The sequence below is a fragment of the Neobacillus vireti genome (assembly GCF_036962465.1).
Taxonomy (GTDB): domain Bacteria; phylum Bacillota; class Bacilli; order Bacillales; family Cytobacillaceae; genus Neobacillus; species Neobacillus vireti_B.
Genome location: NZ_JBALNF010000016.1, coordinates 167,732 through 187,582, shown reverse-complemented (window position 1 = coordinate 187,582; position 19,851 = coordinate 167,732). Strand labels below are relative to the sequence as shown.

General features: G+C 41.4%; 19 protein-coding genes. 18 read left to right on the top strand and 1 reads right to left on the bottom strand.

The genetic code is table 11. From position 1 onward, the window contains the following. The first annotated feature begins 34 nt into the window (after positions 1-34). From rsgA to spoVM, 3 genes are all read left to right on the top strand, one after another. Positions 35-916, top strand: coding sequence for a ribosome small subunit-dependent GTPase A (gene rsgA / locus V7077_RS07745; RefSeq protein ID WP_335500094.1), 882 nt, complete (start codon positions 35-37; stop codon positions 914-916). A 112-nt stretch (positions 917-1,028) separates the two neighbouring features. Further along, positions 1,029-1,676 (top strand): thiamine diphosphokinase, encoded by a 648-nt coding sequence (locus V7077_RS07740; RefSeq protein WP_335500092.1) that lies wholly within the window; start codon positions 1,029-1,031, stop codon positions 1,674-1,676. A gap of 263 nt (positions 1,677-1,939) precedes the next feature. Continuing rightward, entirely contained in the window at positions 1,940-2,023 is an 84-nt protein-coding gene (gene spoVM / locus V7077_RS07735) for a stage V sporulation protein SpoVM (protein WP_098528769.1), read from the top strand. 159 nt (positions 2,024-2,182) lie between these two features. Here the strand turns inward: spoVM and rpmB are convergent, their stop codons facing one another. Next, positions 2,183-2,371 (bottom strand): 50S ribosomal protein L28, encoded by a 189-nt coding sequence (gene rpmB, locus V7077_RS07730; protein ID WP_053475625.1) that lies wholly within the window; start codon positions 2,369-2,371, stop codon positions 2,183-2,185. Positions 2,372-2,658: 287 nt separating this feature from the next. On the opposite strand from rpmB, the gene V7077_RS07725 reads away from it, so the two are divergent. From V7077_RS07725 to ffh, 15 genes are all read left to right on the top strand, one after another. Next, positions 2,659-3,021 (top strand): Asp23/Gls24 family envelope stress response protein, encoded by a 363-nt coding sequence (locus V7077_RS07725; protein WP_335500089.1) that lies wholly within the window; start codon positions 2,659-2,661, stop codon positions 3,019-3,021. A gap of 15 nt (positions 3,022-3,036) precedes the next feature. Continuing rightward, the gene (locus V7077_RS07720; RefSeq protein WP_335500087.1) at positions 3,037-4,719 is read left to right on the top strand and encodes a DAK2 domain-containing protein; all 1,683 of its coding nucleotides are present in this window, start codon (positions 3,037-3,039) and stop codon (positions 4,717-4,719) included. Between the two features lie 124 nt (positions 4,720-4,843). After that, positions 4,844-5,506: an L-serine ammonia-lyase, iron-sulfur-dependent subunit beta gene (sdaAB, locus tag V7077_RS07715; protein WP_335500085.1), complete on the top strand. Its 663-nt coding sequence runs from the start codon at positions 4,844-4,846 to the stop codon at positions 5,504-5,506. A 68-nt stretch (positions 5,507-5,574) separates the two neighbouring features. Further along, entirely contained in the window at positions 5,575-6,459 is an 885-nt protein-coding gene (sdaAA, locus tag V7077_RS07710; RefSeq protein ID WP_335500083.1) for an L-serine ammonia-lyase, iron-sulfur-dependent, subunit alpha, read from the top strand. After that, on the top strand, positions 6,456-8,504 hold the full coding sequence (gene recG, locus V7077_RS07705) for an ATP-dependent DNA helicase RecG (RefSeq protein ID WP_335500081.1): 2,049 nt from the start codon (positions 6,456-6,458) through the stop codon (positions 8,502-8,504). The genes sdaAA and recG overlap by 4 nt, the downstream gene beginning before the upstream one ends. 322 nt (positions 8,505-8,826) lie before the next feature. Continuing rightward, a complete protein-coding gene (fapR, locus tag V7077_RS07700) occupies positions 8,827-9,390 on the top strand; it encodes a transcription factor FapR (RefSeq protein ID WP_335500079.1) in 564 nt (187 codons plus the stop codon). A gap of 12 nt (positions 9,391-9,402) precedes the next feature. Next, positions 9,403-10,398, top strand: a complete 996-nt coding sequence (plsX, locus tag V7077_RS07695) for a phosphate acyltransferase PlsX (RefSeq protein WP_335500077.1) — start codon at positions 9,403-9,405, stop codon at positions 10,396-10,398. A 19-nt stretch (positions 10,399-10,417) separates the two neighbouring features. Further along, positions 10,418-11,365 carry an ACP S-malonyltransferase gene (gene fabD, locus V7077_RS07690; RefSeq protein ID WP_335500075.1) on the top strand — a complete coding sequence of 316 codons (948 nt, stop codon included), beginning with the start codon at positions 10,418-10,420 and terminating at the stop codon, positions 11,363-11,365. Then, complete coding sequence (gene fabG, locus V7077_RS07685; RefSeq protein ID WP_335500074.1) at positions 11,362-12,105, top strand: 3-oxoacyl-[acyl-carrier-protein] reductase; 744 nt, start codon at positions 11,362-11,364, stop codon at positions 12,103-12,105. The genes fabD and fabG overlap by 4 nt, the downstream gene beginning before the upstream one ends. Before the next feature lie 130 nt (positions 12,106-12,235). Beyond that, on the top strand, positions 12,236-12,469 hold the full coding sequence (gene acpP, locus V7077_RS07680) for an acyl carrier protein (RefSeq protein WP_098528750.1): 234 nt from the start codon (positions 12,236-12,238) through the stop codon (positions 12,467-12,469). Between the two features lie 171 nt (positions 12,470-12,640). Further along, positions 12,641-13,378, top strand: a complete 738-nt coding sequence (gene rnc, locus V7077_RS07675) for a ribonuclease III (RefSeq protein WP_335500071.1) — start codon at positions 12,641-12,643, stop codon at positions 13,376-13,378. Between the two features lie 52 nt (positions 13,379-13,430). After that, positions 13,431-16,997: a chromosome segregation protein SMC gene (gene smc, locus V7077_RS07670; RefSeq protein WP_335500068.1), complete on the top strand. Its 3,567-nt coding sequence runs from the start codon at positions 13,431-13,433 to the stop codon at positions 16,995-16,997. 18 nt (positions 16,998-17,015) lie between these two features. Beyond that, entirely contained in the window at positions 17,016-18,002 is a 987-nt protein-coding gene (gene ftsY / locus V7077_RS07665; protein WP_335500066.1) for a signal recognition particle-docking protein FtsY, read from the top strand. A gap of 99 nt (positions 18,003-18,101) precedes the next feature. After that, positions 18,102-18,434 (top strand): putative DNA-binding protein, encoded by a 333-nt coding sequence (locus V7077_RS07660; RefSeq protein ID WP_335500126.1) that lies wholly within the window; start codon positions 18,102-18,104, stop codon positions 18,432-18,434. Positions 18,435-18,446: 12 nt separating this feature from the next. Then, a complete protein-coding gene (ffh, locus tag V7077_RS07655; RefSeq protein ID WP_215040761.1) occupies positions 18,447-19,796 on the top strand; it encodes a signal recognition particle protein in 1,350 nt (449 codons plus the stop codon). The last annotated feature ends 55 nt before the right edge of the window (positions 19,797-19,851 follow it).

Here is a 19,851-nt window from a genome sequence, read left to right as displayed (position 1 = left end):
ATGATTGGTAAGTAAAAGGGCAAGGAGTGTAGCTATGCCTGAAGGAAAAATTGTCAAAGCACTAAGCGGTTTTTATTATGTTCTCCACAATGATAACCTGATCCAGTGCCGGGGACGAGGGGTTTTTCGGAAGAATAAAATTACCCCGCTAGTTGGAGATGAAGTTGTATTTCAAGCGGAAAATGATCTGGAAGGATATATTTTAGAAGTAAAAGAGCGCAAAAATGAATTAGTTCGTCCGCCTATCGCCAATGTGGACCAGGCAATCCTAGTGTTCTCAGCGGTAGAACCTGATTTTAGCACAGTGCTTTTAGATCGTTTTCTAGTCCTGGTAGAGTTTAATCAAATTGAACCATTAATTTGTATTACCAAGATGGACCTCACCAGCGATGAAGAAAGAGCTAGGATTGAAGAATATGCAGCCCGATATCGGGGTGCTGGATATGAGGTAATTCTAACCTCATCTGAAACAGAAGCAGGAATCGAACGGCTAAATCCGCATATTGAAAACAAGATTTCTGTTTTTGCTGGTCAATCAGGTGTCGGGAAATCTTCATTGTTGAATGTATTAAGGCCTGACCTTGACTTAAAAACAAATGATATATCCTCACACCTTGGAAGAGGAAAACATACCACTCGGCATGTTGAGCTAATCAAGGTTGGAAATGGACTGATTGCTGATACCCCGGGCTTTAGTTCGTTAGAGTTTACGAACATTGAAGTGGAAGATTTAACATCTTGTTTTCCGGAAATCCAAAAAGCTAGTGAATATTGTAAATTTCGTGGCTGTCTGCATGTAACGGAGCCTAAATGCGGGGTAAAATCAGCTGTTGAATCAGGCGATATTCCGTCCTATCGGTATGAGCACTATGTAGACTTTTTGCAGGAAATTAAAGATAGAAAGCCTAGGTATTGACTTAATAAAATAGGACCCTCTATACTTTTTAGCCGATTTTTTAAACTACTAAGAGGAAAAAGCCAGGCTTATAAAGCTGGCTTTTTTCCTTTATCGTAAAGGGGAATATGTCATGATCATCAATATACTTGCAGGGGGACCTGAAGAATTACTGCCTGATTTGAGCAGTTATCAAGGAGATGAGACAATCTGGGTGGGGGTTGACCGGGGGGTTTTTCATCTGATTAACAGAGACATTATCCCTTCAATGGCATTTGGTGATTTTGATTCGGTAAGTGAAGAAGAATTATCAGCCATTGAACATCAAGTAACCGGCATAAAAAAATATAAACCTGAAAAAGATGAAACCGATATGGAGCTTGCCCTAAATTGGGCGCTTGAACAAAATCCAGATACTATACATTTGTTTGGGGCTACAGGCGGCAGGCTTGATCATTTGCTAGCCAATGTCCAGTTGCTGCTCAATCCAATTAAATCGAGAAACCCAGCCAATGTTTACTTAATTGACGAAAAAAATATTGTTTTTTTGAAAGAGGCGGGGCGCTATACAATTGAAAAAGTTGCCTCTAAGAAATATATTTCGTTTGTCCCTTTAACCCTTGATGTTACGGATCTTACGCTTGAAGGCTTTAAATTCCCACTTAAGAACCATCATATTTATCTCGGTTCCACACTATGTATTAGTAATGAACTTATTAGTGATTATGGTACTTTTTCATTTTCCAAAGGCATATTAATAGTGGTAAGAAGTAACGATTAAAAGTTTAGTAACTATTTAAGTACAGCCCATCGAAATTAGACTGATGCCTAGCTGCGGCGCCTAGGGGCTCAGGGTCATAAGCCAATCCGTCAAGAAGGTTAAAGAACAACCTTCTCGCCGGCTCGTCTTATGCCTGTCGCCCCTGGTCAAGGCGCCTCCGCTTTAAGTTATTGGTACTGATTTCGTTCGTTTGAATATTATGTAGGGGCGTGCTGAAAAAGTGGCTTAAAATAAGCTGTGGGAGATTTGTGAGGAGGGACAGTATGAAATTTTATACAATTAAACTGCCGAAATTCTTAGGCGGACTTGTCCGAGCGATGATTGGGGCATTTAAAAAAGGCGAATAGAAAGACTTTTTAAATTCATGGGCACCCTTCAATTGGGTGCTTTTTATTTGATATTTTGGTCATACTAAAAAGCGTAATATAAAATTGTTCTTTTTTGTTCAAAAATCATTATTTTTATAAAAAAAGAAAAAGCATCCAATAATTGGATGCTCGCATGTTTTATACGCGTTCTACTTTACCAGATCTTAACGCTCTTGCAGAAACCCAAACACGCTTAGGCTTTCCGTCAACAAGAATACGTACTTTTTGTAGGTTAGCACCCCATGTACGCTTGTTAGCGTTCATAGCGTGAGAACGTGCGTTACCAGTGGTTGTTTTTCTTCCAGTTACTACACATTTACGTGGCATTATGATTTCCCTCCTTAACTACCAAAAGCTTTAGAACAACATCTATAGATGTTCATTTGGATATAGAAAATTGTATTAAAAATTTTCTAGACTTGAGATACTTTAATAATTTATCACACAACGTATCTGATTGCAATACTTGTGGACAAACCTTTCAAGAAAAAATCCTTGACATAGATATTTGGTAAATGCTCTTATAGTATAAGGCAAGTATGGCTTTCAATATTGGATTGACTATAGTAAAATGACTGTAGTCAAAGAGCAATTATCCAAAGGGGGAACGATTCATGTCCATTGAATTGAAAACAAAGTACGGACAAATTGATATTTCAAACGAAGTAATTGCAACAATTGCCGGAGGAGCAGCAATTGAATGCTACGGAATTGTCGGTATGGCCTCTAAAAACCAAATTAAAGATGGAATCACGGATATACTACGAAAAGAAAACTTTACTCGCGGTGTGATTGTGCGCCAAGAAAACGAGGCATTACATATTGATATGTACATTATTGTCAGCTATGGAACGAAAATTTCCGAAATTGCCCACAACGTGCAATCAAAGGTTAAATACACCCTCGATCAGACAGTTGGACTTGCCGTTGACTCGGTTAATATTTACGTTCAGGGAGTTCGTGTGACGAACCCGTAGTGAGGAGGAAAGTTTGTGTCAATAACTGTATTAGATGGAAAACGTTTCGCTGAGATGGTGATTCAAGGTGCCAATCACTTGTCTGCAAATGCCAAGATGGTTGATGCATTAAACGTTTTTCCTGTACCCGATGGTGATACTGGTACCAATATGAATCTATCCATGACTTCCGGTGCAAAGGAAGTAAAAAATAATCGTCAAGAACATATTGGTAAAGTAGGCTCTGCCCTTTCAAGGGGGTTGCTTATGGGAGCACGTGGAAATTCCGGGGTTATTCTCTCGCAATTATTCCGTGGTTTCTCAAAGGCTGTGGAGTCTAAAGCCGTCATTTCGGGAAGTGATTTTGCCCATGCCTTAGAAGCAGGTGTAGAAACAGCCTATAAAGCTGTTATGAAGCCTGTCGAAGGGACCATTTTAACAGTGGCAAAAGATTCGGCTAAGAGCGCTGTAGCAGCTGCTCAAAAGTCAGAAGATATTATTTATATAATGGAAGAAGTTCTGAAAGAAGCTAAAGCATCGCTTAAACGGACACCAGATTTACTTCCAGTCTTAAAGGAAGTTGGCGTTGTGGACAGCGGCGGGCAGGGCCTTGTCTTTGTCTATGAAGGCTTTCTATCCCAATTAAAAGGGGAGAGTCTTCCTGAATCATCGGACTTACTACCTTCCATGACGGAGCTGGTTAGTGCGGAACACCATAAAAGTGTTCAAGGACATATCAACACCGAAGATATTGTCTTTGGTTATTGTACTGAATTCATGGTTCGGTTTGAGGAGGAAAAGATCGCAAACCATCCGTTTAATGAAACAGCCTTTCGTAATGATTTAAGTGAGTATGGTGATTCCCTATTGGTGATTGCAGATGAAGACGTGGTTAAGGTCCACATTCATTCGGAACAGCCGGGGGAAGTGCTCACCTATGGCCAGCGGTACGGCAATTTAATCAACATGAAAATTGAAAACATGCGCCAGCAGCATACAAATATTGTTGGTGAGACACATGCGGCAACGAAACCTGAAGCTAGCCAGGCACCCAAAGAAATGCAAGAATATGGGGTTGTAACCGTATCAATGGGCTCAGGAATTGCCGAGTTGTTCAAAAGTATCGGTGCCCATGCTGTAATTGAAGGCGGCCAAACGATGAACCCGAGTACAGAGGATATCGTGAAAGCGGTTAAAGATGTTCATGCGAAAAAAGTATTCATTTTACCAAACAACAAGAACATTATAATGGCTGCTGAACAAGCTAGAGACGTCGCGGATGAAGAGATTTATGTTATTCCTTCTAAGACGGTACCACAAGGATTAGCTTCGCTTTTAGCCTTCAATCCATCTGCAGCGGTCGACGAAAATGAATCAGCAATGAAGGAAGCCTTAAATCACGTCAAATCCGGGCAAATTACCTTTGCTGTCCGTGATACATCTATTGATGGCTTAGAGATTGAGAAAGATGATTTCATGGGAATCTCTGAGGGGAAAATCGTAGTAAAAAGCAAAGACAAGGGAAAAGTGGCCGAAGACCTATTAGCTAAGATGCTTGATGAGGATTCAGAAATACTAACTATTATCTACGGTGAAGATGTGACAGAAGAAGAAGTGGCTGCACTATCTTCCTTTGTGGAAGAAAATTATGAAGATGTAGAAATTGAAATTCATGATGGCGGGCAACCATTATATTCATATATCTTTTCAATTGAATAAGAAACAGCTAAAATAGAAGGGGGGCCATTATGGTCTTTCCCTTCTTTTTTTTGCCTAAAAACTAATTCATTTTCATAAGAAAAACCGTAATATAAGATAGAACGACACTAAGGGAGAGAGCCTAATGAAATATAGAAGTGTGTTCGATATCATTGGTCCGGTTATGATTGGACCATCGAGTTCTCATACAGCTGGTGCTGCGAGAATCGGAAGAGTGGCAAGAAGCTTATTTGGCAGAGAGCCGAAATGGGCCAATATTTCGTTATATGGCTCATTTGCTCAAACATATAAAGGACATGGTACAGATGTAGCCATTGTTGGGGGCCTGCTTGATTTTGATACAGACGATACTAGAATTATTGATGCAATTGATATTGCTGAACAAAAAGGAATGAAGCTTCGTTTTATAGAAGAAGATGCTGTAACAGATCACCCAAATACAGCAAGGATCATTATTGGAGATCATAACGGTGAATTGGAATTGGTAGGGATTTCAATTGGCGGTGGGAAAATTGAGATTATTGAACTAAACGGCTTTCAATTAAAGCTTTCAGGAAATCATCCAGCTATTTTAGTTGTTCATAATGATCGTTTTGGGGCGATAGCCAGTGTGGCTAACATCCTCGCTAAATACGAACTTAATATCGGCCATATGGAGGTTGCCCGCAAAGATGTTGGCAAAATGGCTCTGATGACAATAGAAGTAGATCAAAATATCGATAATAAAATTCTTACAGAACTCGAACAGCTTCCGAACATACTGAAAGTAACAAAGATTGTAGAATGATACGAAAGCGGGTCGCCTAGGCGCTTCCGCTTGAAGTGGGATAATTTAAAAGTGAGGGGGGATTGTTTGTGTTTCGTAATGTCACTGAATTAGTGGAATTGGCTATTAGTCAAAATAAAAAAATATCAGATATCATGATTGAACAAGAAGTGGCTGTTACTGGCCGGACCAGGGAAGAAGTCCTTTCGTTTATGGACAGGAATTTAACAGTTATGGAGCAAGCAGTCGAGAGAGGCTTAAAAGGGGTGACTTCTCACTCAGGCTTAACTGGCGGAGATGCTGTTCTTATGCAAGCGTACATCGAAAAGGGCAATTTTTTATCGGGTGAAACGATTCTTGATGCAGTAAGTAAAGCGGTAGCAACGAATGAAGTGAATGCAGCTATGGGGACTATTTGTGCTACGCCGACCGCAGGCTCAGCAGGAGTAGTTCCGGGGACCTTGTTTGCCGTGAAAAAGAAGCTCAACCCAACCAGAGAGCAGATGATTGCCTTTTTGTTTACTGCTGGTGCGTTCGGATTTGTGGTCGCTAATAATGCGTCCATTTCAGGAGCAGCCGGGGGCTGTCAAGCAGAGGTTGGATCCGCAGCAGGAATGGCCGCGGCAGCAATCGTCGAAATGGCAGGCGGAACGGCAAAACAGTGTGCCGAGGCGATGGCCATCACCCTAAAGAACATGCTCGGATTGGTCTGTGATCCGGTTGCGGGTCTTGTCGAGGTACCTTGTGTGAAACGGAATGCGATGGGAGCAGCCAATGCAATGGTTGCGGCAGATATGGCTTTAGCTGGAATTACAAGCCGTATCCCATGTGATGAAGTAATAGATGCTATGTATAGAATCGGGCAATCAATGCCGACAGCCTTAAAAGAAACAGCGCAGGGAGGGTTGGCGGCTACACCGACAGGTCGTGAGCTAGAGGCTAAAATCTTCGGTATACCGCTCAAAGAAAAGTGAGTTCAGAACTAAATCAATCCATAACCGCCTTAAAAGGGATAGGGGAAGAAACGGCTGAATCCTTTGCGGAAATGAGGATATATACAATCCGTGATTTATTAGAATACTTTCCGTACCGATATGAAGATTACTCCCTTAAGGATTTGACTGAAGTACAGCATGATGAGAAAGTGACAGTGGAAGGGAAGGTTCATAGTGAGCCTTCTCTTAACTATTATGGCAGAAAAAAATCGAAGCTGACCACTCGGCTTTTCGTAGGTACTTATCTGATCAAAGTAGTCTTTTTTAATCAGCCCTATCTAAAAAATAAAATCAATATGAATGAAACGATTACGGTAACAGGGAAATGGGATGCACATCGGCAAACAATAACAGCCAATGAGATGCAAACAGGTCCTAACACAAAAGCAAACGACTTTGAACCCGTTTATTCATTAAGAGGTAAGGCAACAACCAAAGGTATGCGGAAATTTATCCATCTTGCCTTCCAACAATATGGACAGCATATCGAGGAAACTTTACCGGAAACGTTTCTGCAAAAATATCGCCTGATGGGCAAACGGGATGCACTGAAAATCATGCACTTTCCGAATAGTCCAGCGGAAGTTAAGCAAGCAAGAAGGCGGTTTGTTTATGAAGAATTTCTTTTGTTTCAGTTGAAAATGCAGGCATTAAGGAAATTTGAACGCGAGCATTCACCAGGAATCAAACAAAAATATGATCTAGCCAAATTAATGGAGCTCATCAACAGTCTTCCTTTCCCATTAACGAATGCTCAAAAGAAAGTGGTTAATGAAATATTAGCGGATTTAAAATCACCTTACCATATGAATCGGCTGCTCCAAGGCGATGTAGGCTCCGGTAAAACGGTTGTAGCCGCCATCGGTCTTTTTGCAACGGTTACAGCCGGCTATCAAGGAGCATTAATGGTGCCAACGGAAATCCTGGCAGAACAGCACGCAGAGTCGTTAAAGAATATGTTAGAACCCGTTAACGTAAGATGTGAACTATTAACAAGCTCCATTAAAGGTAAACAGCGACGAGAAATCCTTCAAGCACTAAACGAAGGAAAGGTAGATATCTTGATTGGGACCCATGCACTGATTCAGAATGAGGTTACATTTAACAAGCTTGGCTTTGTGATTACAGATGAGCAGCACCGCTTCGGGGTTGAGCAGCGCAGAATTTTGCGTGAAAAGGGCGAAAATCCCGATGTCTTGTTCATGACCGCTACTCCTATTCCTCGCACCCTTGCTATTACGGTTTTTGGGGAGATGGATGTTTCCATCATTGACGAAATGCCGGCAGGAAGAAAATCAATCGAAACCTATTGGGCAAAACCAGAAATGCTAGAACGTGTCCTAGGGTTTATTGAAAAGGAATTGAGGAAAGGCCATCAGGCCTATGTGATCTGTCCGCTTATAGAGGAGTCGGAAAAGCTTGATGTCCAAAATGCGATTGATGTTCATACCACATTAACCCACTTTTTTCAAAATCGCTTTCAAGTCGGCCTGATGCACGGCCGTTTATCATCAGAGGAGAAAGAGTCGGTGATGAAGGCATTTAGTGAAAATGTGGTTCAGGTCCTTGTTTCTACCACTGTTGTCGAGGTGGGAGTAAATGTTCCTAATGCGACCATGATGGTTATTTATGATGCTGAGCGGTTTGGTTTATCGCAATTGCATCAACTGCGGGGCCGTGTTGGACGTGGGAGTGCTCAATCCTATTGTGTACTGCTGGCAAATCCAAAAACAGAAGTAGGCCAAGAAAGAATGCGGATTATGACCGAAACCAATGATGGGTTTGTTTTAAGTGAAAAGGACTTAGAACTTAGAGGACCTGGCGACTTCTTTGGCAAAAAACAAAGTGGCGTCCCCGAGTTTAAGGTGGCCGATATGGTGCATGATTATCGGGCACTCGAAACAGCCAGAAGTGATGCAAGTATGTTGATTAGTTCAGAGTTTTTTTGGACAGACCTAGAATATCAATATTTACGAGAGAAAATTAAAGAATCTGGTGTATTAGAAGGGGAAAAACTAGATTAAACCTGTAAAATTTTCCGGCAGACACCATACCGTCTACTAGTGCCCGGCAACACGGATCGATCTGAAGTAAATGAATTTCGTTGCGACATGTCCAGCTCCAGCGCCCAGCGACTAGTGTACTTCGCCCATCTCCCTACGATAAGTCAACACGAAAAAGCTGATGCTCTTCGTGTTGACTTTATCTCGGTCGATGTGCCCAGTCCTGTCGTGCGCTAAACGGGCGCTTCCGCTTTTCTTTTTAATTTAATCTTGCAATCTGCTTTTTTAAATTTTATACTACTCTTAGTACCTAGTCATAAGAGCTCGGACGGTGTGAAAAATTATGAGAAGAAGCAAAAAAGATCGACAACAGTTATTGACTTCTACAATAAAAAAGAATCCATTTATTACCGATGAGGAATTATCGGAAAAATTTCAAGTTAGTGTACAAACAATTCGTCTGGATCGTTTGGAGCTATCGATACCGGAGCTGCGTGAACGAATTAAAAACGTTGCTGAGAAACGGTTTGAAGATGAAGTACGTTCCTTACCATTAGAAGAAGTAATTGGGGAAATTATTCATATAGAATTAGACCAGAATGCCATCTCTATTTTTGATGTAAAAAAAGAACATGTGTTCAAGCGGAATAATATTGCACGCGGACATCATGTTTTTGCTCAAGCGAATTCTCTTGCCGTTGCTGTCATTAATGATGAATTGGCCTTAACGGCAAAGGCCAATATTCAATTTATCCGTTCGGTAAATTTAAATGAACGGGTTATTGCCAAAGCAAAGGTAGCTAAAATAGAGGAGACGGGGAGAACGTTTGTAGAAGTACATAGTTTTGTCAATAATGAACTGGTTTTTACCGGAGAATTTGAAATGTACCGTTCGAAAAATAATTAAGGGATGTGACACATGAAAATAGCAATCGATGCGATGGGCGGAGATCATGCCCCAAAAGAAGTAGTATTAGGTGCAATGAAGGCTGTTCAGTCCTTTTCTGATATACATATCACCCTTGTTGGGGACGAAACCAAAATAAATGAAACACTTAACGCCCACGAAAGAATTTCTGTTTTACATACTACAGAGGTGATTCTTGCCACAGATGAACCGGTAAGAGCGGTTCGCCGAAAAAAAGATGCCTCCATGGTATTAGCGGCTAAACAAGTGGTTGATGGAGCAGCGGACGCATGTATCTCAGCGGGGAATACGGGAGCATTAATGGCGGCAGGATTATTTGTTGTCGGACGAATAGAAGGAATTGACAGGCCGGCCCTAGCGCCTACCTTACCAACCATTGGAGGAGAAGGCTTTCTTCTTCTTGATGTTGGGGCAAATGCCGACGCCAAGCCGGAACATTTAGTACAATATGCAATTATGGGTTCCATATATAGTGAAAAGGTTAGAGGCATTAATAAGCCAAGAGTGGGGCTTTTAAATATTGGGACAGAAGAAAAAAAAGGCAATGAGCTGACAAAAAACACCTTCACTTTATTGAAAAACAGTAACTTGAATTTTGTTGGCAATGTCGAGGCACGTGATTTGCTCGATGGAGTTGCCGATGTTGTGGTGACTGATGGATTCACAGGTAATATGGTATTGAAAACACTTGAAGGTACCGCTCTAGCCATGTTTAAAATGCTAAAAACTGCTCTGATGGGCAGCTTTACAAGTAAACTAGCTGCAGCAGTTCTAAAGCCGAATCTAAAGACTTTAAAAAATACAATGGACTATTCGGAATATGGCGGGGCTGCCCTTTTTGGATTAGGAGCACCTGTTATTAAGGCACATGGCTCTTCCAACGCCCAAGCCATCTTTAGTGCCATTAGGCAGACAAGAGAAATGGTTGGAAACGATGTAGTTCAATTAATTCAAAAAGCAGTTGAACAGTCAGATGCTGTTAAATAAGAACGAATGAGGTGTTGAAATGAGTAAAATAGCCTTTGTTTTTCCTGGGCAAGGTTCACAAGCAGTTGGAATGGGAAAAGAGTTAGCGGAAAAACATCCAGAAATTATGGCGTATTTTTCAAAAGTTGATGAAAGACTGAATGTCCCATTAAGTAAGCTAATCTTTGAAGGGCCAAAAGAAGAGTTGACCCTGACCTATAATACACAGCCTGCCTTGTTAACAACAAGTATCGCCATCCTAGACTTCTTTCAACAGTCAGGAATCAAGGCTGATTATGTTGCCGGGCACAGCTTAGGAGAGTATACAGCTCTTGTTGCTGCCGGAGTGTTATCTTTTGAAGATGGAGCCTACGCTGTGCGTAAACGGGGTGAGTTTATGGAACATGCAGTGCCAAATGGCGAGGGGTCGATGGCGGCTGTCCTTGGATTAGACCGAGATGCACTGCTCAAAGTAACAGAAGAGGTTAGTGGAAGTGGTTTGTCCGTTTCATTGGCCAATTTAAATTGTCCTGGCCAGATTGTGATCTCTGGTTCAAGGGAAGGTGTCAAGATTGCCGGAGAGAAAGCAAAAGAAGCAGGAGCAAAGCGGGTACTCCCTCTCGAAGTAAGTGGCCCGTTCCATTCGACTTTAATGAAACCGGCAGCTAATCAATTGCGTGAAGTTCTAGATGAACTTCAAATGAAAGATGCCGAGATTCCTGTAATAGCAAACGTTACGGCCGAACCGATCAGTGCTAGTTTGGAAATTAAAGATAAGTTAATTGAACAACTATATTCTCCGGTATTATGGGAAGATTCCGTTGAAAAAATGATCAGCCTTGGGGTCGATACATTTATTGAAATTGGACCAGGAAAAGTTCTTTCAGGCTTAATTAAAAAAATTGATAAGACAGTCAAAACGTATTCTGTATCGGATGAAGCGAGCGCTCAAGCAGTATTGGACGCCTTAAAGGAGGAAAAGCTATGATTTTAGCAGGGAAATTTGCTCTTGTTACAGGAGCATCCCGAGGAATCGGCAGAGAAATTGCGTTAGAATTGGCGAGGCAAGGTGCGAATGTTGCCGTCAATTATGCTGGCAGTGAAGCAAAAGCAAATGAGGTTGTCGATGAAATTAAGGCACTTGGCAGAGATGCCTTTACTGTGAAATGTAATGTAGCCAATTCCGAAGAAGTGACTGAAATGGTTAAAACCACAGTAGATCGCTTTGGAAGACTAGACATCCTCGTTAATAATGCAGGGATTACGAGAGATAATCTTTTAATGAGAATGAAGGAAGAGGAATGGGATGATGTTATCAATACCAACCTAAAGGGTGTGTTCCTCTCTACCAAAGCCGTGACTAGACAAATGATGAAGCAGCGTGTGGGCCGGATCATTAATATTGCGTCTGTTGTCGGGGTAAGCGGCAATCCAGGTCAAGCCAACTATGTGGCGGCAAAAGCGGGTGTGATTGGCTTAACGAAAACAACTGCTAAAGAACTGGCATCCCGTAATATTACCGTAAACGCTATTGCGCCTGGGTTTATTACCACCGATATGACAGACCAATTATCTGACGAAGTAAAGGCAGAGATGTTAAAGCAAATTCCTCTAGCACGTTTAGGAGAACCAAAGGATATCGCTAAAATTACCGCCTTTATCGCATCAGATGATTCCGCGTATATTACTGGGCAAACTTTCCATGTTAATGGCGGAATGGTAATGTAAACATGAAAAGCCGAAGCGCCTTGACCGGGCGATGGAGCTGGACATTTCTGATAGTAAAAAATTTCTTATAAAAGATTATGTATTATTTTAATGAAATACTCTATAATAGCTTGAGGGGAGGTGAACAAGCATGGCAGAGGTATTAGAACGTGTTACAAAAATCATCGTTGACCGCTTAGGCGTTGATGAATCTCAAGTTAAGCTTGAAGCTTCATTTAAAGATGATCTTGGCGCTGATTCCCTTGACGTAGTTGAACTAGTAATGGAATTAGAAGATGAGTTCGATATGGAAATTTCTGACGATGATGCTGAAAAAATCAGTACAGTTGGTGATGCTGTTAATTACATAAATAGCAGTAAATAATCCCGTTAGATTTATTCAAAAGCTCCGTTTTCAAACGGAGCTTTATTATGTATGATAGAACTTGGCAGTGAGCTTGGCAAAACTATCTGCCAAGTTTCTTTGCGTTTTCATAAAAACTTTTTTAAACTCATAGTAAGTAGTTTGTAAATTTGATGCAAGGTGGAGAAATTCATGCGCAAGAATGGTAAAGAAAATGAAGTAAATCGCGCAAAAGAAAATCAATTTAAGGATTTTCAAACTTCAATCGGTGTGACGATTGAAAACGAAAAATTATTAAAGCAAGCATTTACTCATTCATCCTATGTGAATGAGCATCGCAGAAAGCCATTCGAAGATAATGAAAGGCTTGAATTTTTAGGAGACGCTGTCCTCGAATTAACGGTTTCACAATTCCTATTTAAAAAATACCCTACCATGACTGAAGGAGAATTAACGAAACTTCGTGCTGCAATCGTGTGTGAGCCTTCATTGGTAGCCTTTGCAAATGACCTGGAATTTGGTAAATACATTTTGCTTGGCAAGGGGGAAGAGATGACTGGCGGAAGGGAACGCCCAGCACTGCTTGCTGACGTGTTTGAAGCCTTCATTGGTGCGTTATATTTGGATCAGGGAATTGAAAAAGTCGTTGAATTTCTAGAGAGAGTGGTCTTTCCTAAAATAAACGCCGGTGCTTTTTCTCATGTGATGGATTTTAAAAGTCAATTGCAGGAGCTTGTTCAGCGTGATGGAGCTGGTCTTATTGAATATCGTGTCCTTCAGGAAAAAGGGCCTGCCCATAATAAGGAATTTGTTTCAAGAGTATCACTTAATGGAGCAGAACTGGGTGTGGGGGCAGGAAAGTCCAAGAAGGAAGCGGAACAGCATGCGGCTGAAATGGCCCTTAAGGTATTAAAAACAAAAACAACCTAGAAATGACATGTTGGCAGGAGTAATCCCCGTGCAGCATAGGGAGGATAAAGAAATGTTTTTAAAACGGTTGGACATTATTGGCTTTAAATCTTTTGCGGAACGCATTGAAGTTGATTTTGTTCCTGGAGTAACGGCTGTAGTGGGTCCTAATGGCAGCGGCAAAAGTAATATTACCGATGCCATTCGCTGGGTATTAGGGGAACAGTCAGCAAAGTCATTAAGAGGCAGCAAGATGGAAGATATTATTTTTGCCGGAAGCGATTCTAGAAAGGCCCTTAATTTTGCTGAAGTCACCCTGACATTAGACAATACCGATCAAGGATTAGGGATTGATTTTAATGAAGTTAGTGTGACAAGAAGAGTTTCCCGCTCGGGTGATAGTGACTTTTTCATAAATAAACAGTCATGCCGTCTTAAGGATATTATTGATTTATTTATGGATTCGGGTCTTGGCCGGGAAGCCTTTTCGATCATCAGCCAAGGGAAAGTAGAAGAAATTTTAAATAGCAAGGCAGAAGACCGCCGCACCATCTTTGAAGAAGCTGCAGGAGTCTTAAAATATAAAAACCGTAAGAAAAAGGCAGAAGTGAAACTGTTTGAAACACAGGATAATTTAAATCGTGTCAATGATATCCTCCATGAACTGGAAGGACAAGTAGAGCCGTTAAAAATTCAAGCTTCCATGGCAAGGGATTTTCTTGAGAAAAAAGAAGAGCTTGAAACGATTGAGGTGGCATTAACGGTTTTTGAAATAGAAGACCTTCATCAAAAATGGGAACAGCTTTCCAAACAGTTAGAGGAGCACCAACAGGAAGAACTTAAGCTTTCCTCGGAATTACAGGTTAAGGAAGCGGCGATTGTTGAAACAAGGGATAAAATCGCTGCCATGGATGAGTCCATTACGGACTTGCAGAATGTACTCTTACATGCCAGTGAAGAGCTTGAAAAGCTTGAGGGCAGGAAAGAGGTACTCAAAGAACGGAAAAAGAACGCATCGCATAATAAAGAACAGCTAAGAAGTAATATTACAGAACTAACCGATCGCATCAATCAGCTAAAGAAAAATCGGGATATACAGGCTGAAGCAGTAATGGAACTAAATATCCAGGTTGAAAAACTGCAATCCGAATTAAAGAAGCGCCAAGAGAAGCTGCCTCTATATTCGGAGAATACCGAAGAAAAAATTGAGGCCTTAAAAAGTGAATATATCGATTTATTGAACGATCAAGCCGGTGCAAAAAATGAATTAAAATATATCGACCAGCAATTGGAGCAGCAAGCTCGTAGAGGAACACGTCTTGATACGGAAAATGAAAAATATCTCGAAGAGCGCCAAATCGCGCAAACCAACAAAATGGAAGTTCAAGCTGCCTTAGAAGAAGTACAAAAGAAACTAGCTAGTCAGTTGGTTTCGTATCGTGAGGGACAGCGAGAGCTTGAAACGGTTAAAACTAATTACGAGAAACAAGAAAAAACATTATATCAAGCCTATCAGCTCCTCCAGCAGGCAAAATCCAGAAAAGAAATGCTTGAAGAGATGGAAGAAGACTTTGCTGGCTTTTTTCAAGGCGTAAAAGAGGTATTAAAGGCTCGTGACCAAAAGTTAAAGGGAATTGAAGGGGCAGTTGCTGAACTCGTAACCGTTCCAAAAAATTATGAAACGGCTTTAGAGACTGCCCTTGGCGGTGCCCTTCAGCACATTGTTGTGGATACCGAACAGAATGCCAGGAACGCTATTCAATATTTGAAGCAGAATTCATTTGGTCGAGCTACATTTTTACCGTTGAGTGTGATTAAAGGGCGGTCATTATCATCTGCCCAGCTTTCTTCGATTCAAAACCACCCTTCGTTGATCGGGCCGGCTGTCAGCCTCGTAACATTTGATTCAAAGTATACAGAGGTTATGAATAACCTGCTTGGGAATGTGGTCATAACAAAGGACTTAAAAGGCGCAAATGAATTGGCCAAAATCCTTCAATACCGTGCAAGAATGGTAACTTTAGACGGTGATATTGTTAACCCTGGCGGATCGATGACTGGAGGAGCCCTTAAGCAAAAAACGACATCCCTGTTAACAAGAAAAGGGGAGCTTGAAAACTTAAAAGAAAAGCTTATCATGATGGAAGAAAAAACAGCAGGCTTGGAAACGGCCGTTAAAAGGTTGAAAGCAGAGGTTCAACAAGCTGAAAGCCAAGTAGAGGAAATCCGCCAAGATGGGGAGTCGTTAAGAGTAACGGAGCAATCTGTAAAGGGAGAGCTTCGTGAGGCAGAGATGCAGGAGAAGAACCTGAATGATCGATTAGCCCTTTACGACCTTGAAAAAGGGCAATTGACGGAAGAAAGAGATTCATTGTTAAAAAGAAAAAATGAGTTAACAGAAGCTTTCGAGTCCTATAAGGTAACCATTGCCGATCTAGATGCCCAAATTGCGAAACTAACAGAACAAAAGTCGAGTGATCTGAGCTCGAAAGAAACATTGACGAACGAAATTAATGACTTGAAGGTTGAATTCGCTTCAAAGAATGAACAGTTTACACATGCAAAAGAACGCCTATCAATGCTCAATGCCGATTTAAACGAGAGTGAGCAAAAGCTTGTCATTTTTACAGAAGACCTTAACCTGTTAACATCGGAAATGACGAACAGTTCCTCGGGTGAAGAACAATTAGAAGCGGCTGCAAAAAGTAAGCAACAGGATAAAGAAGCGACATTACAATTAATCACCGAGCGAAGACAAGAACGGTTATCCATGCAGGACTCCCTCGAAGATTCAGAGCTAGAGGCAAAAGAGTTAAAGAGACTGCACAAAGGGATGATCGTGGTTCTAAGGGATGAAGAAGTAAAGCTTAACCGCTTAGATGTAGAACTCGAAAATCGCCTTGCACAGTTACGAGAAGAGTACCTCTTATCCTTTGAGGGTGCGAAGGAACAATATCCATTAACCATTCCGGCAGAGGAAGCGAGAAAAAAGGTTAAATTAATTAAGCTGGCAATTGAAGAGCTTGGCAATGTTAACTTAGGCGCCATTGAAGAATATGAACGGGTGTCTGAACGTTATGAGTTCTTAAATGAACAAAAGACAGACTTGCAGGAAGCTAAAGATACCCTCTATATGGTGATTGGGGAAATGGATACAGAAATGAAGAGACGTTTCGAACATACCTTTGAGGGGATTCGTGAACATTTCGAACCGACATTTCGGACTCTATTTGGCGGCGGAAGGGCTGACTTGGTTTTAACAATGCCGGATGATTTATTAAATACGGGTGTAGAAATTGTTGCGCAGCCGCCAGGTAAGAAACTTCAGAACCTTGGACTTTTATCCGGAGGAGAGCGTGCCCTTACGGCAATTGCCTTGTTATTTTCGATTTTAAAAGTACGTCCTGTACCATTCTGTATCCTTGATGAGGTGGAAGCAGCCCTTGATGAAGCCAATGTTCACCGCTTCAGCCAATATTTAAAAAAATATAGTCAAGAAACACAATTTATTGTCATTACGCACCGAAAAGGCACAATGGAAGAGGCCGATGTTCTGTACGGAGTCACGATGCAGGAGTCGGGTGTTTCAAAACTTGTATCTGTCCGCTTGGAGGATACAAAAGAATTAGTTGAATCTTAATGTGAAGGAAGTGAAGAGATGAGTTTTTTTAAAAAATTAAAAGAAAAAATTTCAAAATCTACGGATTCGGTGACGGAAAAGTTTAAGGAAGGGTTAACCAAAACACGAGATAATTTTTCCGGGAAAGTAAATGATTTAGTAGCGAGGTACCGGAAAGTTGATGAAGACTTTTTTGAAGAATTAGAGGAAATCCTGATTCAGGCGGATGTTGGTTTTGATACCGTCATGCAGTTAATCGATGAGCTCAAAATGGAAGTAAAACGGCGTAACATTCAAGAACCGCAAGAGGTGCAAAGTGTTATCTCCGAGAAGCTGGTTGACATTTATAATGCGGGTGAAGAACAATCCTCAAAAATAAATATCCAAGAGGATGGTTTAACCGTTATCTTATTTGTTGGGGTTAATGGAGTTGGAAAAACAACGACGATTGGAAAGCTTGGTCATAAGTTCAAGAGTGAAGGAAAGAAAGTGTTGATGGCAGCAGGTGATACCTTTCGTGCAGGTGCGATTGAACAGCTAGAAGTATGGGGCGAAAGAGTTGGAGTGGAAGTCATTAAACAGGCAGAAGGATCTGACCCGGCTGCTGTGATGTATGATGCCATTCAGGCGGCTAAATCACGTCGCGCCGACATTTTATTGTGTGATACAGCAGGCCGTCTGCAAAACAAAGTGAATTTAATGAAAGAGTTAGAAAAAGTGAAACGGGTAATTGAACGCGAGATACCTGGTGCTCCGCATGAAGTGATTCTAGTACTTGATGCAACAACCGGTCAGAATGCACTCATCCAGGCAAAGACATTTAAAGAAGTAACAAATGTTAGCGGGATTGTTCTATCTAAACTTGATGGTACGGCAAAGGGCGGGATTGTTTTAGCCATTCGCAACGAATTAAAAATCCCTGTCAAATTTGTCGGTCTCGGTGAAAAAATGGATGATCTGCAAGAATTTGATGCTGAAAAATATGTCTATGGACTATTTGCTGATCAAGTAGAAAAAACAGAATAGGTTGTAAAGGTATTATCTTGACAGATAGGACAAGAGCCTGTAAACTACTTTTGTAAAGGCTTTTCACTTAACAATAGCATTGGAGGGAAGACAGGCATGATGCTTGAAAAGACAACGCGAATGAATTATCTATATGATTTCTACTATTCGCTGTTAACTCCAAAGCAACAAAGCTATATGTCTCTCTATTATTTAGATGATTACTCTCTAGGAGAAATTGCTGAAGAGTATGACGTAAGCAGGCAAGCTGTTTATGATAATATAAAACGGACTGAAGCAATGCTCGAGGAGTATGAGGAAAAGCTGTTATTACTACAGAAATTTCAAGAGCGTACAAGACTGATCAGGGACATGAAAGAATTGCTTAATGTGGCGAACCCATCAAAAGCAGCATTATTAAAAATGGTTACTGAGCTTGAGAAATTAGATTAGGAGGCGGCATAAATGGCATTTGAAGGATTAGCCGACCGACTGCAAAATACGATCCAAAAAATCCGCGGAAAAGGAAAGGTCTCGGAAGCGGACGTCAAAGAAATGATGCGCGAAGTTCGTCTTGCTCTACTAGAAGCAGACGTTAACTTCAAGGTAGTCAAAGATTTCGTGAAAAAAGTCAGTGAGCGGGCTGTAGGACAAGAGGTCCTCAAGAGTTTAACTCCAGGGCAGCAAATTATAAAAATCGTTAACGAAGAACTAACGGCGTTAATGGGGGGCGAGCAAAGCAAGATTGCTGTTTCTAATCGACCACCGACGGTTATTATGATGGTTGGACTGCAAGGTGCCGGTAAAACAACGACAACAGGAAAGCTGTCGCTGTTACTTCGTAAAAAGTATAACCGGAAACCTTTGCTGGTTGCGGCTGATATTTATCGTCCTGCGGCAATTAAGCAGCTCCAAACCTTGGGTAAACAATTGGATATGCCCGTATTCTCGCTTGGCGACCAAGTGAGCCCTGTCGAAATTGCTAAGCAAGCAATTGCAAAAGCAAAGGAAGATCATCACGATTATGTTTTGATTGATACAGCCGGACGTCTCCATGTGGACGAAGCTTTAATGGACGAGTTAAAGGACATTAAAGAACTAACGAAACCAGACGAAATTTTCCTTGTTGTTGATGCGATGACCGGACAGGATGCTGTCAATGTGGCTCAAAGCTTTAACGAACAGCTGGGTTTAACAGGAGTCGTTCTAACGAAGCTTGATGGCGATACCCGTGGTGGAGCAGCTCTGTCTATTCGGGCAGTGACCCAGACACCGATTAAATTTGTCGGTCTTGGCGAAAAAATGGATGCACTTGAGCCATTTTACCCTGAACGGATGGCATCGAGAATCTTAGGCATGGGTGATGTGCTGACACTAATTGAAAAGGCACAAGCCAATGTTGATGAAGAGAAGGCCAAAGAGTTAGAACAGAAAATGCGGACGGCTTCGTTTACGCTCGAAGACTTTTTAGATCAACTTGGCCAAGTTCGAAACTTAGGTCCACTGGATGAATTGTTGAAGATGATGCCTGGGGCAAATAAAATCAAAGGTTTGAATAATATTCAAATCGATGAAAAGCAAATTGCCCATGTGGAAGCGATTATCCAATCGATGACAAAAGCCGAGAAAAATAATCCGGAAATTCTAAATGCTAACCGCAAGCGGAGAATTGCCAAAGGAAGCGGACGTCCAGTAACAGAAATTAACCGCTTATTAAAGCAGTTCGAGGACATGAAGAAAATGATGAAGCAAATGTCCGGAATGCAGATGAAGGGCAAGAAAAAAGGCGGATTCAAATTTCCTTTTAAGTTTTAAACTATGTTGATTGGAGCGGAAGGCGCTCGACTCCTGCGGGAGTACGGGGCAGGGG

Bases quoted from the DNA above. Each gene is read 5' to 3' on its own strand.
- plsX (WP_335500077.1), top strand. From the start codon at position 9,403: ATGAAAATAGCAATCGATGCGATGGGCGGAGATCATGCCCCAAAAGAA.
- V7077_RS07740 (WP_335500092.1), top strand. From the start codon at position 1,029: ATGATCATCAATATACTTGCAGGGGGACCTGAAGAATTACTGCCTGAT.
- fabG (WP_335500074.1), top strand. From the start codon at position 11,362: ATGATTTTAGCAGGGAAATTTGCTCTTGTTACAGGAGCATCCCGAGGA.
- fabD (WP_335500075.1), top strand. From the start codon at position 10,418: ATGAGTAAAATAGCCTTTGTTTTTCCTGGGCAAGGTTCACAAGCAGTT.
- rpmB (WP_053475625.1), bottom strand. From the start codon at position 2,371: ATGCCACGTAAATGTGTAGTAACTGGAAGAAAAACAACCACTGGTAAC.
- ftsY (WP_335500066.1), top strand. From the start codon at position 17,016: ATGAGTTTTTTTAAAAAATTAAAAGAAAAAATTTCAAAATCTACGGAT.
- smc (WP_335500068.1), top strand. From the start codon at position 13,431: ATGTTTTTAAAACGGTTGGACATTATTGGCTTTAAATCTTTTGCGGAA.
- rsgA (WP_335500094.1), top strand. From the start codon at position 35: ATGCCTGAAGGAAAAATTGTCAAAGCACTAAGCGGTTTTTATTATGTT.
- acpP (WP_098528750.1), top strand. From the start codon at position 12,236: ATGGCAGAGGTATTAGAACGTGTTACAAAAATCATCGTTGACCGCTTA.
- rnc (WP_335500071.1), top strand. From the start codon at position 12,641: ATGCGCAAGAATGGTAAAGAAAATGAAGTAAATCGCGCAAAAGAAAAT.
- V7077_RS07660 (WP_335500126.1), top strand. From the start codon at position 18,102: ATGCTTGAAAAGACAACGCGAATGAATTATCTATATGATTTCTACTAT.
- ffh (WP_215040761.1), top strand. From the start codon at position 18,447: ATGGCATTTGAAGGATTAGCCGACCGACTGCAAAATACGATCCAAAAA.
- V7077_RS07725 (WP_335500089.1), top strand. From the start codon at position 2,659: ATGTCCATTGAATTGAAAACAAAGTACGGACAAATTGATATTTCAAAC.
- fapR (WP_335500079.1), top strand. From the start codon at position 8,827: ATGAGAAGAAGCAAAAAAGATCGACAACAGTTATTGACTTCTACAATA.
- sdaAB (WP_335500085.1), top strand. From the start codon at position 4,844: ATGAAATATAGAAGTGTGTTCGATATCATTGGTCCGGTTATGATTGGA.
- spoVM (WP_098528769.1), top strand. From the start codon at position 1,940: ATGAAATTTTATACAATTAAACTGCCGAAATTCTTAGGCGGACTTGTC.